At 43.0% G+C, this 13,929-nt stretch carries 8 protein-coding genes; all 8 read right to left on the reverse strand.

The features are described from left to right. Positions 1-165 precede the first annotated feature (165 nt). On the reverse strand, positions 166-339 hold the full coding sequence (gene rmf, locus R7F67_RS21200) for a ribosome modulation factor (RefSeq protein WP_005377453.1): 174 nt from the start codon (positions 337-339) through the stop codon (positions 166-168). 181 nt (positions 340-520) lie between these two features. Next, positions 521-2,254: a DUF3466 family protein gene (locus R7F67_RS21205; protein WP_017634284.1), complete on the reverse strand. Its 1,734-nt coding sequence runs from the start codon at positions 2,252-2,254 to the stop codon at positions 521-523. 7 nt (positions 2,255-2,261) lie between these two features. After that, the gene (locus R7F67_RS21210) at positions 2,262-4,181 is read right to left on the reverse strand and encodes an ABC transporter ATP-binding protein (protein ID WP_005377449.1); all 1,920 of its coding nucleotides are present in this window, start codon (positions 4,179-4,181) and stop codon (positions 2,262-2,264) included. Beyond that, positions 4,159-4,401: a glutaredoxin family protein gene (locus R7F67_RS21215; protein ID WP_017821808.1), complete on the reverse strand. Its 243-nt coding sequence runs from the start codon at positions 4,399-4,401 to the stop codon at positions 4,159-4,161. Before R7F67_RS21215 ends, R7F67_RS21210 begins: the two co-directional genes overlap by 23 nt. A 21-nt stretch (positions 4,402-4,422) precedes the next feature. Continuing rightward, the gene (gene rlmKL, locus R7F67_RS21220; RefSeq protein WP_017634283.1) at positions 4,423-6,543 is read right to left on the reverse strand and encodes a bifunctional 23S rRNA (guanine(2069)-N(7))-methyltransferase RlmK/23S rRNA (guanine(2445)-N(2))-methyltransferase RlmL; all 2,121 of its coding nucleotides are present in this window, start codon (positions 6,541-6,543) and stop codon (positions 4,423-4,425) included. A gap of 486 nt (positions 6,544-7,029) precedes the next feature. Further along, positions 7,030-7,572 (reverse strand): cell division protein ZapC, encoded by a 543-nt coding sequence (locus R7F67_RS21225; protein WP_017634282.1) that lies wholly within the window; start codon positions 7,570-7,572, stop codon positions 7,030-7,032. Positions 7,573-7,740: 168 nt separating this feature from the next. Then, complete coding sequence (pyrD, locus tag R7F67_RS21230; RefSeq protein WP_017634281.1) at positions 7,741-8,751, reverse strand: quinone-dependent dihydroorotate dehydrogenase; 1,011 nt, start codon at positions 8,749-8,751, stop codon at positions 7,741-7,743. A gap of 311 nt (positions 8,752-9,062) precedes the next feature. Then, positions 9,063-13,904 carry an NAD-glutamate dehydrogenase gene (locus tag R7F67_RS21235; RefSeq protein ID WP_042522994.1) on the reverse strand — a complete coding sequence of 1,614 codons (4,842 nt, stop codon included), beginning with the start codon at positions 13,902-13,904 and terminating at the stop codon, positions 9,063-9,065. Between the last annotated feature and the right edge of the window lie 25 nt (positions 13,905-13,929).

Genomic DNA, 13,929 nt, shown 5'->3' on the forward strand with positions numbered 1-13,929 from the left:
GGCGCTGGACTAAACAAAGGCCCCCTTTTAGGGGGCTCACACAAAGCCACCTTCTTTAGAAGGTGGTAATTTACTATCCAGTGTTAACCTACTTCCCTATGTCCCTATAATGTAGAAAAGGCTCCGTAGAGCCCTTTCGAATCCTTCTTTTTGTATGTGGAGAGTTTATTTGTAGAGACCAGATTGTCTTTCATCTCTGGCATCACGCCAACCACCTAACCAATACGACCGAGCATCAACTTGTTGATATGGGCAAGCCTCTTGAGACCTTCCATTCAACCCAGCTTTGTAGCCTTGAGATTGAGCTCGTTCTAGGCGATCACGCTTTTGTCTCTTCATAGTTAATTCCTCATACAGGTCCATTTACTAACGTACAGCTGTTATTGTGAAACTTTGATGGAGTTTTTATGACTCCACTTATAAGAATCGATCAAAGTAGGCAATTTCTCAAGGCATAAAAAAAGCAGAGACTCAAATGTGTGAGCCTCTGCTTGATTTAAAAATTACTGACGATTTTTAACTATTTTCTACGGAACCCAAACAATCCAAGCATGGTCAAAGCTAACCAACCAAGGCCTGCACCTTGACGCTCTGTCGTCGTTGAGTCAATGCTTCGAGATACGATGTCGTCCTTAGTTGCGTCAGCAATAGGTACTAGTTTGACTGCTACAATTTGCTCTTCAGAGCTACATGTCGCATTGTTTGCTGTTGTGCTATAACCACCTGCACATTTCATAGCAGTACCAGAGATCACACCTGCATCATTGATATCAGTTGCGTCGATAATACGGAACTGATTGTTTTGTTCAGAGTAATCACCGCCATTAGTCAAACTGTCTAGGAACCAAGCTTTTCCATTGAATAATGTTGCAGCACGTTCACTAGTCTCGCCACCTACGCTATATGGATAGATAAAACCGCGCTTACGACGTGGCTTGCCATCGTCTTCACGAGTCGTTTCCGCATCAAGTTGCCCGACGATTTCATTGTAAGAGTTGATACCGCCCATCTTACCGCCCGCACCGCTAAAGAAAATGCCAGTAGTTGGGTAAAAAGCGCTAATAGAATCCTTACGAACATCATCTACGATAAAGAGACGATTCGGAGCAGAGCCCGTTGGCATTAAGTATCCGCCCGAACGTTTCGCTTCACCAATAGCAACAAAATTAGAGTTAACGTCGGTTAAGCGTGAGTTTGTATGAACAGTATCATCACCTTCGCGCTGTCTAGCTCCTACAACAACTTTATTTTTCCAAGTTGCGTTTTCAACGCTACCTTCGGCTTCTAGAGTTCCGACAAAAACAGTCGCATTCAGGTAGTTATCATCACTGTAAGTGTTGTAACCTACGCCATAGACCGTTGTTCCATCAGTGACAAGATCACGCATGCTCCCTTGAGCTAACCTTTCTCCATCTTTAGATGTGCCACTAGGCCAAGCCAATTCACTGACGGTTCCGCTTTGATCCCAAATCGCTGCTTTTGATGTGTGGTGAGATCCATTGGTATTGCTTGCTGTTCGAGAAACACTGCCAACAGTAAAAATGCCGTCTGTGCTCCAAGCATGGCTTTGCACAACACTTGCGTCATTATCGCCAGTAAGAATATTTGGCTCTACTGGTGCAACTACGGTATTTCGTGTTTCTAATGTAGAAGTATTTTCTGTGCTAACTTTACTCTGATTACCGACAGCTGCACCACCCTCGGTAAGCTGGTTGATAACATTGTTATATTCATTTTTATAAGCAGCAGAATCTTCTTCTATGAACGCTAACGCATTAGAAGTAAAGTCTTTACTACGTTCTTTATTCCACGGCGTCCAGTTTACTGAAGCCCATGAGTCACAGGTGGAATAACGAAGCTGGTTGTAACAGTAACGCTCAAAGTCTTTGAGTTCTTGGATGTAATAAAAGCCAGCGTCTAATCCGAATGGGATTTCTTCACGATAGCTGTTCCCATCCACGGCTTGTGTCGCTGAAATCGGTGTAGTGCGAGTTTCCATTGCAAGTTTAAACTGCTCTGGCGTGCAGTTTGCTGCTGCATCAAAGCAGCCTAGAGCGAAAGGTGAACCTGTTGAAGGATCTGTACCTGCATTGCCCTGTTGAATTGCAACCCCGTAAGCCGTTTGGTAGTCACCGTTTGAACCATGATCCTGAGGTGAAACCTCAACAACTTGATACAATGCCGCCTGTGCGTTCATTGTGGTACCAACCATCATTGCAATGGCGGTCAATTTGAATTTATTACTACAATTCATTGAATTCTTAACTATCCTGTTGCATTGCTTCGAGTTCTTCCCATCTCTCGAATGCGATTTCCAACTCCTGCTCTAATGCAGCAAGCTGTTCCAATACCGGCTGAGTTTGCTCTACAGGTTTAGCAAAGAACTCTGGATCGTTCACTTGCTCCTGAAGGCTCTCGATATCCGACTCTAATTGTTCAAGTTTAGCTGGTAGAGCCTCTAATTCTCTTTGCAGCTTATACGATAACTTCTTCGAATTGTTCTTAGGTTGCGTAGTTTTGGGAGTTTCCTCAACCACTTTCTCTTTCTTCGTTGGTTTTTCAACCTGACTGCGCGAAGCAAGAACTTGGTCACGCTGCTGTTTAGCATCATGATAACCACCAACGAACTCTTCGATTATACCGTTACCCTCAAAAATCCAGCTGGTTGTTACTGTGTTGTCTACGAACTCACGGTCGTGACTCACTAACAATAATGTACCCTGATAATTGGCAAGCATTTCTTCTAAAAGTTCCAACGTTTCGATATCCAAATCGTTAGTTGGCTCATCAAGAATAAGTAAGTTGTTTGGTTTCAACAAGATACGGGCTAGCAATAATCGGTTTTTCTCACCACCAGAAAGTGCCTTAACCGGGGTTCTGGCGCGCTTAGGTGCAAATAAGAAGTCTTGAAGATAACTCAGCGCATGACGCTGACGTCCCCCAACCATTACTTCTTGTTTCCCATCCGCTAAGTTATCGATCACTGTCTTTTCTGGATCCAAAATCTCTCGGTACTGATCAAAGTACGCGACTTCTAATTTTGTTCCGCAGTGTAAACGACCAGACTGCGCTTCCAATTGCCCTAATAGCAATTTAAGTACCGTACTCTTACCGCAGCCATTTGGTCCGATAAGTGCAATACGGTCACCACGCATGATGTTAAAGCTAAAGTCGTCGACAATTGTCTTGCCTTCGTAAGCAAAAGATACATTTTCTGCTTCAAATACAATCTTACCTGAACGAGAAGCATCATCGATGTTTAGGTTAACTTTACCTTGAACTTCACGACGGTCACGACGCTCTTCACGAAGTTTTTTAAGGGCTCGAACACGGCCTTCATTACGAGTACGACGTGCTTTAATACCTTGACGAATCCACACTTCTTCCTGAGCTAGTTTCTTATCGAACTCAGCATTTTGCATTTCTTCGACGCGAAGCATTTCTTCTTTGTCATTCAAATACTGTTCGTAATTACCAGGGAAAGAAGCTAATTGACCGCGATCTAAGTCGACGATGCGTGTCGCCATCGACTTGATGAATGCACGGTCGTGAGAAATAAAGATGATCGAGCCTTTGAAGTCTTTTAAGAAGTTCTCTAACCATTCGATCGTTGTCACATCGAGATGGTTTGTTGGTTCATCAAGAAGCAATACATCAGGATCACAAACCAGCGCACGAGCTAAAGCAGCTTTACGTTGCCAGCCACCGGATAGATCGGTCAGTTTGGTTTCTGGGCTTAGTTTTAAAGCGCCAAGTACGTTCTTAACACGGTCATCAAAGCGCCAAGCGTTAGAATGATCAAGTTGCTCTTGAACTTTCGCCAAACGGTTAATGTTCTTCTCACTTGGGTCTTGAGCAACAAGATCGAGAAGATCATGATAGATCTTCAATTGTTCGCCGATTTCAGCCAAACCGCCAGATACGTATTCGTAAACCGTACCCTCTTGATTGCGCGGTGGATCTTGTTCAAGCCGAGAAACTACTACGTCTTGAGTTATTTGAATCTTGCCATCATCCAACAAAATGTCGCCGGCAAGCACTTTCATTAACGTGGACTTACCTGCTCCGTTACGACCAACTAAACAAACGCGTTCGTTTTCTTGAAGAGCGAACTCCGCTTTGTCTAGCAATGGGTGGTCACCAAATGCAAGTTGTGCGTTATGAATGGTAAGTAATGCCATTATTATCCAACCAATGTGTGAGTTGTTCTAAGTCAAACGGCCAGTTCAACTCAGAATCTTGATATTTTAATACGGGTATTGTGACGCCGTAACGAGAAAATAGTACATCATCGAACGCAATATCAATGATATCTGTTTGCTCGGCCAAACCGACTTGGTCTACTAGAGCAAATGCCATCTCACAAAGATGGCATCCCTCCGTGCTATACAATATCAGCACGTATTAATCCTTTTGTTTATACTACGCGTGCGTTACTAGCCAACAGTTATGAATCTGTTTATTACGCGAAAAATCTAATGGTAACGTTTGAGAAGAAATATTCTGAGCCTTCAAACCCAATTCAGCGAGTGATTCTTCATCCATCTTGAAGTGACGTTTGTTATTTGAAAATACGATTGTGCCTTCACTTCTCAGTAAACGTTTGAGGTTCTTCATTAGCTTAATGTGGTCACGTTGTACATCGAATGATGTTTCCATACGCTTAGAGTTAGAGAACGTAGGTGGGTCAATAAAGATCAAGTCGTACTCACCTTTTGCGTTTTCTAGCCATTGCAAACAGTCCGCTTGTTCATATTTATGTTGGCGCCCTACACAGCCATTAAGCTGCATATTGTCTTTCGCCCAGTTCAAGTAGGTGTTTGACATATCGACAGTTGTAGTGGAACGCGCACCACCAACTGCAGCGTGCACCGTTGCACTACCAGTGTAAGCAAACAAGTTAAGGAAATCTTTACCCTGTGCCATTTCGCCAAGACGACGACGAGTGATCTTATGATCCAAGAACAGGCCTGTGTCTAGGTAGTCATGAAGGTTCACGATCAGCTTCACACCGTACTCGTTTACTTCGAGCGTCTCTGATACCTGACCTAATTTTTGGTACTGGCTTCGACCTTTCTGCTTCTCACGAACTTTCAGTACAACTTTGTTCGCTTCGACACCTGTCACCTGAATCGTCGCACGGATAATGTCCGTTAGACGACGCTTGGCTTTTTCTTCAGGGATGTTCTTAGGTGCTGCGTACTCTTGAATCACAATTTGATCGCCGTACACGTCGATCGCTACGTTATATTCTGGAAGGTCTGCATCGTAGATACGGTAGCAGTCTAGTTTCTCTTTACGCGCCCACTTGCCAATCTTGCCAATGTTTTTCTTCAAACGGTTTGAGAAGTCTGGTGCGATTTGAACGTTAGTATCTGCACCTTTAACTTCATCAGCGCTGCGCTCGGCAATGCTGTAGTTCTTTTGGTGACACGGTAACGCACCATTGTTCAATTTAAACTGTTTATCAGCGCGCATACGAAGGCAACTCAAGAGCTCGTCTGAGCTAGAGAAGATAGATGCTTTACATCCGCCAAACTCAGATTTTAGCTGTCCACCGAATGCGGTATAGAGCGCAATCAGCCCCGGCTCAGTTCCTAGACGCTCACCGTAAGGTGGGTTTGAAACGATAACACCGTGTTCAAATCCTGCGGGACGAGTAATAGTTGCAGCATCACCTTGCGCAAACTCAATCAACTCTTCAACACCTGCTCTGCGGGCGTTTTCTTGAGCAACTTTTAATACTTTGGGGTCGTTATCGAATCCAAAAAACTTAGCGTCAACTTTCTTGACACCTCGTCTAGCTTGAACATTAGCCTCTGATTTAATCTCAGCCCAGGTCTCCGGTTCAAAATCTTCCAAAACTTCGAAGCCCCATTGTTTGCGCTTAACGCCAGGTGCCATGTTGGCTGCCATCATCGCCGCTTCAATAAGCAAAGTACCAGAACCACACATTGGATCGAGTAATGGTTGATGCCCATCCCAGCCACAACGCATGATAATCGCAGAAGCAAGCGTTTCACGTAATGGCGCACGACCCGATTCTGGTCGATAACCACGCTGATGAAGACCACTACCTACCATGTCTACCCCAAGCAACGCTTTATCTTTATGCAAACGAACGTGAATACGAATATCTGGGCGTTCTTTGCTGATATTAGGACGTGGCAAGCCTTTATTCTCAAAGCAATCTACGATGCCATCTTTGACCTTCATAGCTCCGTATTGGCTATTTCTAATCTCACGGTTTGTGCCGTTAAAGTCCACAACAAAGCGTTTAGAGCTATGAAATTGGTTAACCCAGTTAATAGTGGAAGTGGATAGATACAAGTCCATGTCGTTGTTACACGTGAACTCAGATAAAACACGTACAAATCGAGACGCTAAACGGCTCCACAAACAACAGCGATAAACCTGTTCGTTTGTCGCTTTAAATTTTACGCCTGCCTGTACTGGTTTCGCATTTTCAATGCCTAGTTTAGTCAGTTCTTCAACAAGCAAATTTTCCATGCCATTTGAAGTTACCGCGAGATATTGATTCATAGTGTTCTTTCGCTGATAAAAAATGGCTTCAATTATACCTGACTTTACGATCAATGCCTCGTTTTTAAAGGTATTTTCCCACCCGTTAGTTCAAATCATCACCACTCAAATGATCTAAAACTTTCAACATCTTTAGTTTGAATGTTTTTCATTCATGAACGTATTTTGTTTCCTTTAGAAGAAGTGAATACTTATTTACATGCATTTTGGTATATACCAGCCTGAATTGGTTGATGTAAGTTACTTACAAATACCCTTTATAGGGGAATAAATAGGGTTGTTTTAGGCGCTAGGTTGCCTAATTAAAGGAGTAATCAAATTGAAATAAGTAAAATAAAAGTGACCAGCTTCATGTTTGCATGCATAGAAAACAAACAGTTTCATGGTCTTTCGGATTGGAGTGTCTGAGGAAAGGACAAAAAAAATCGACCCAATAAGGTCGATTAAGGCAAACAAAGGAACGAAATAAAGAAAAATTAAACCGCTTTAACCCACCATTGCCATAGGGGTCATTGCAAAGAGGTGGTTTGCACAAGCCATGCGATCATGCATTACTTTAATCGGCTGCCCAAATTGAAGCGCCTTATTGCCATCAAGAACAAAGGCTTCTTGGTTAACATAAGCACATAAGCTCGATGTTTCGCCTGGTTCTAGAACGATGAACATACCATCAGAATATTGATTTGTGAGAAAGACCATGTCCCCTTCTTGAGGTTCATAATCAGAGGTCTGTGCATCGAAGAACCAGCTCTTAGGCTGTACAGGTTTATGAAAACGCTTTGCAGCAACACAATACAGTGTTAATTCAGCTTGGCGATATTCACTGATATCGAGACAGCGAATGCGCTCATTAAACGTTTGAAATGCGCTGGCGTCATCAACGGTAAATTCACTGTTTGAGAAGGCACAGTTAACCAACAATTTTCGGGATAGATTGGTTTGGAAAATCATTTCCTCCCCCAGATCCAGCATTAAGCAAGCTTTTTGCTCGTCAAAATACCAATTCCATTTGTCGCTGGGTTTAAGCATTATTCCGTTCTCTCTTGACTAGTTAAATCAGTGGTAAAGAGGTAAGACGCTTAATTACCTACTCGTGATTTTTAAATTCTACAAACGAACGGATAAAAAAAAAGAGGAAACAAAGTCCTCTTTTTTATGTAACAGGTACTGATTTTTCAGTAGTTTTTGATGTATATGTTAAAGATTCTTAACAATATCACGTACGAGACCTGGGCCGTGGTAAATAAAGCCAGTGTAGACTTGAACAAGCTTAGCGCCTGCCATGATCTTTTCTTTGGCTGCAACATAGGAATCTACACCACCAACACCGATAATTGGAAGTTTGTCTCCAAGCTCTTCATGAAGCTTACGTACGACCTCCGTAGAGCGTGATTGCACAGGGCGACCACTCAAGCCACCTGCCTCATTGGCGTGTTTCATCCCTTCTACGATCGTGCGATCCAAAGTTGTGTTAGTCGCGATCACACCATCTATATTGTTTTTCAATAAAGAATCGCAAATTTGGCAGATTTCATCGTCACTTAAATCTGGCGCAATCTTTAATGCTAACGGGACGTACTTGTTGTACTTCTCTGATAACTCCGCTTGTTTCGCCTTTAATTCGGAAAGCAGTTCATCAAGGGCTTCACCATATTGAAGTGAACGAAGGCCTGGAGTGTTTGGCGATGAGATGTTTACTGCAATATAGCCAGCATACTCATACACTTTTTCCATACAAATCAGGTAGTCCTCTGCCCCTTTCTCAATTGGCGTATCTTTATTTTTACCGATATTAATTCCGAGAACACAATTGAATTTTGCTCGTTTAACATTCTCGATCAAATTATCAACGCCTAGGTTATTAAAGCCCATGCGGTTGATGATCCCTTCTGCTTCCACTAAACGGAATAGGCGTGGTTTATCATTACCTGGTTGTGGTCGTGGCGTTACAGTGCCGACTTCGACAAAGCCAAAGCCCATGGCATCAAATGCTTCAATACATTCGCCGTTTTTATCTAAACCAGCCGCAAGACCAACAGGGTTACGGAATGTTAGACCCATACACTCAACTGGACGAGTTGGTAACTGTTGGCGGTAAAAGAGATCAAGTGGTGTGCCGTTAAAGCGTTGGAAGTTCTTGATTGCAAGATCATGTGCCTTCTCGGCATCGAGTTGGAAAAAGCCAGTTCTGGCTAGACGGTAAAGCATTGTGCCTCCGAAAGAAAAAAGCCCCGTATAAACGGGACAATATTATTTACCGTTTTTCATCGTAATTCAATGAAAATGAACGTAATAAGTAAAAACCTATATCTTTATAAGATTTTCAAATATAAAACAAACAATTACAATCAAGTTTCTGCGATAAAAATCGTAACTAACCGCTTAAAAGCAATCGATTTCACTCTGTTTTAATTTCAACTCAATGTGACAATGTAACTATTTTCGTTCCAAATGTGAATAATAGATAATAAAAAGCCCCGTTAAATAACGAGGCTTTTACTTATGACTTGATTATTCCACTACTCTTTCGATGAGCAGTTGAGGTTTAAAAGTACTAGCTCTCGAAGTGCTACAGAGAACTTAGCAAATTCGTGTACTGAGCCAACTTTGAACTCGTTTAAGATACTCTCCCAGCGGTGCAACGATTGCTCGTTAGTTTCAATCCAATCTTCTAACGCAGCCATCACGTCAAGCTCTTCGGTTGAGCAGCCACAAGTCAGTACCTGAGCGGTAAGTTGACGTTGTTGCCAGTCCAGATCTTCACGGAATGCCGCTCTTGCAAGTGCTTGCCAGTTGTTATCAACGGCTTGGCTATTAATTTGCTTCAAGAACCAATGCAACGATAAACGGTCACCCAAGTTAAAGTAGAGTTTCGATGCTTGCTCAACCGTTTTACCTGTTTCACTTGCTACTGATGAAATATCCAGTGCAGATTGTAAGCTTGATAAGCGGGCAACTTGGTGAGCGAGTTTCTCTTCAACCCCTTTCTCTATCCAACCTTGAGCCAACTCATTGTGTTCTTCAACTTCAGACTCAACTAACATAGTGTCTAGGGTTTCAGTGATAACATTGACATCTTGCTTGTAGATAGCAATCAACTCACCGACCGTGCATTTGCCGCTACGGTTACGAAGCAACCAGCGTGCAATTCGACGCAGTGCTCGGCGCACGTAAAACATAATTTCGTATTGAGCTTGCGCTGTCGCAACGTTATCAAGTTTGCGAGTTTGCTTGAGGATTTCTTCTAAATCAAAGATTTCTCTAGCCGCACTGTAAGCGTTGGCAATATCGACAACACTTGCACCAGTTTCTTCTTGCAAACGAGTAACGAAGTTACAGCCCATTTCATTAACCATCTGGTTAGCCAATGCTGTAGCGATAATTTCAGCTCGCAGTGGGTGATTAACCATTTGATCTTTATAGTTACGTCGTAACGCACTTGGGAAATATTCAACAAGTTGTTTTGCATGGAATTCATCATTTGCGATTTCATCCGTAACAAGTTGCTGTTTAAGTACCATTTTACCGTAGGCAACTAACACTGATAGCTCAGGGCGAGTCAGACCTAGTCCCTGTTTTTCACGCTCGATTAGCGTTTCATCATCAGGAATGTATTCGAGAGCACGGTCCAAGTACCCTGCTTTCTCCATAGTGTGGATGAATCGAATTTGCTCCTTAACAATGCCAACACCTTGCTGTTCAGTAACAGAGATCGACTCCGACTGACGGTAAGCATCATCCAAGACAATTTCACCCACTTCGTCTTCCATAGACTCTAGAATTTGGTTACGTTGCTTAACCGTAAGATCGCCATTTGAAACCAGTCCATTGAGGAAGATCTTGATGTTGACTTCATTATCCGAACAGTCAACGCCACCTACGTTATCAACGAAGTCCGTGTTCACTCGACCGCCAGTTAGTGCGTATTCGATACGACCAAGCTGAGTCATACCCAAGTTACCACCTTCGCCAACCACTTTGGCTCTTAAGTCACGGCCGTCAATGCGCAGCATGTCGTTAGCACGGTCACCAACATCTGTATGAGTTTCTGTCGATGATTTAACGTAAGTGCCGATACCACCGTTCCAAAGAAGATCGACTTTCATTTTCAAGATCATCTTTATCAGATCGTTAGGCGCTAAAGATGCTTTCTTCGTACCTAACATTTTCTGAATTTCTGGCGTCAACTGGATCGATTTTGATCGACGAGAGAAGATGCCACCACCTTGAGAGATCAAGTCTTTGTTGTAATCTTCCCAGCTTGATCTTGGCAAATTAAACAAGCGGTTACGCTCTTCCCAGCTGCTGGCTGAATCTGGATTTGGATCAATAAAGATGTGCATGTGGTTAAACGCAGCTTGCAATCGAATATGCTTCGATAACAGCATACCGTTACCGAACACGTCACCTGCCATATCACCTACACCGATTGCAGTAAAATCAGTGGTCTGACAGTTGATGCCCATTTCACGGAAGTGACGTTTAACAGATTCCCAACCACCTTTTGCGGTGATTCCCATTGCTTTGTGATCGTAACCGTTTGAACCACCTGAAGCGAATGCGTCACCTAGCCAGAAGTTGTATTCTGCAGAAACAGAGTTTGCCAAATCTGAGAAGGTTGCTGTGCCTTTATCGGCAGCCACTACTAGATATGGGTCATCTTCATCGTGACGAACAACGTTTTGTGGTGGTACCACCTCTCCTTCAATGATGTTATCTGACACATCAAGCAGTGCACGGATAAAGCGTTTGTAACAACGCTGACCTTCCGCAAAAATTTCATCACGACTGGTGAGAGATGGCTGGCGTTTACAAACGAAGCCGCCTTTTGCACCCACTGGTACAATTACAGTGTTCTTAACCTGTTGCGCTTTCACTAAGCCAAGAATCTCCGTACGGAAGTCTTCTTGACGATCTGACCAACGCAAACCACCACGAGCCACTTTTCCACCACGAAGGTGAACACCTTCAATATCTGGTGCGTAAACAAAGATCTCGAATGCAGGTACAGGCTGCGGAATCTCAGGAATATCGCTTGGCTTCATTTTCAAAGATAACCAAGGCTTAGGCTGCTTATTCTCGTCTACTTGGTAGTAGTTGGTACGAAGCGTCGCCATGATCATTTCGATATAACGACGAATAATACGATCATCATCCAAGCTCTCTACACGATCCAACTGCTCTGTTAGCTTTTTAATTAGATCGTTTTGGCCTTTCTCGCTGCCTTTGTGTTTCGGATCAAATCGCTTGGTGAACAGCTTGACTAGACCTGTCGCTAAGTCTGGGTAGTGGCTTAGCGTGTCTTCGATGTACTGCTGACTGAATGGGAAGCCGACTTGGCGCATGTATCGTGCGTAAGCGCGAAGAATGGAAATCTCACGGCCAGATAAAGACGCACCTAATAACAATCGGTTGAAACCATCACTTTCAAGATTACCCGCCCAAATGGCAGCAAATGCTTGTTGGAAACGATCACGAGCTTCACGAAGGTCAACGGTTTTCTCGCTCTTATGCAGCATAGAGAAGTCAAGGATCCAGAAGGTCTGACCGTTGTTTTTCTCGATCTCATATGGCGATTCGCCAATCACACGCAAACCAAGGTTTTCCAACATCGGCATTACGTCAGAAAGGTGAATTGGTTCATCGCGATGATATAACTTTAAGCGGACAGCTTTGGAATCTGCTCCCTCTTCTTGAGGTCGGTAGAACAACATACCAAGTTTATTATCATCACTTAACGCTTCTAAGCGCTCGATATCTGCAACCGCAGAACCTGGCATCATGTCCTCTTTGTATGAGCGAGGGAACGCACTCATATATTCTTTTGAAAGAGGAAGGCCTTTACTTTCACCAAAGTTAGCAATGATGGATTCTTTTAGTCTGTCATCCCAAGAGGTAGAAACTTCCATTAGATTTTGCTCGATCTTTTTCACGTCTACGTCAATGTTGTTATTGTCTACACGAACAATGTAATGTGTTCTCGCTAGTGGGCTTTCTGAGAAGTACGTTGTAAATTCAACCTCTTGCTCGCAACCAAAGTACTGCTTAAGAATGCGTTGAGTTTGACGACGCAATTCTGTGTTGTAACGATCTTTAGTGACATAAACCATGCAACTGAAGAAACGACCAAATGGGTCTTTACGAACAAACAAACGCAGCAAGTCACGATCTTGCATTTGTACAACACCCATTCCCACCTCAAGCAGCTCTTCTTCATTAGCTTGAAGCAACTCGTCGCGTGGGTAGTTTTCTAAGATATTGTGCAATGCTTTGTATGAGTATGATCCGTGGCGGTATCCACTTGCTTCAAGGATACGGTCAACTTTTTCACGGATCAGAGGAATACTTTGTACCGCTTGGTTGTAAACGGCGGAGGTATATAAACCAGTAAAGCGATGCTCACCTATTACTTTACCGTTTTCATCAAACTTTTTAATACCGATGTAATCAGTATAAGCCGGACGGTGGATACGAGATGCTTTGTTACCTTTGGTGATGATCAGAGCGTATGGTTTTTTCGCTTCTAATCGCGCTGAATCTGATAATTCAGAGAGCTTGACGCTACGCACGCGCTTGTCATCAGCAAACAGACCTAGTCCTTTTTCTTTAGCAGGAACAAGTTCGGTATCACCATTGACCTCTTTTAAGTCATAATCTTTATAACCCATAAAGGTAAAGTTATGATCTTCTAGCCAACGAAGAAATGCGATCGTTTCATCCATACGATCAGTTTGGATAGAAACACGATCTTTATTTTTCTCAAGTTCATCAGTAACAAACTTAAGCTTATCAACCATCTGCTTCCAGTCATCAACGACTAAGCGAGTATCAGATAGAATTCTTAACAGCTCTTCTTTAAGCGCTTGCATCTCGTCTTTACTAGTAAGGCGGTCTACCTCTATGTGGAAAAGTGATTGAAGAACACCACCCTCACCGTTTACGTCTGTAACTTGGCCTTTTTTATCACGCTGAATCTGTGTTGGGTTATTCAACATTAGGTGACAAACAAGATCCAAACGTGCTAAAGCCATTTTGACTGAGTCCACTAAGAATGGACTATCTGGAACAACAATTTCTACGATTGTGTGTGTGGATTGCCAGCCTTGACGACTTACGGTCGGGTTAAATACTCGAACCGAAATCTCTTCTGGTTTTTTTTCATTGATATGGTGCCAAAGGCTAACGACAGCACCATAAAGGTCGGATTCGTTTCGCTGAATTAGATCATCATCAGCAATGTTACTGAATAAGTGTTGAGCAAGTTTAGTTACAAGCGTTTGGTGAGAAAGCTCGAGTTTGTCTTGAATCAGTTGGTAAACCTTTTCAAGCAGAACCGGCACTACATTTTCACGCGCGGTCATATTCACACTCCACATTAGAATTGTT

Source organism: Vibrio sp. YT-17 (assembly GCF_033337375.1).
Taxonomy (GTDB): Bacteria; Pseudomonadota; Gammaproteobacteria; order Enterobacterales; family Vibrionaceae; genus Vibrio; species Vibrio alginolyticus.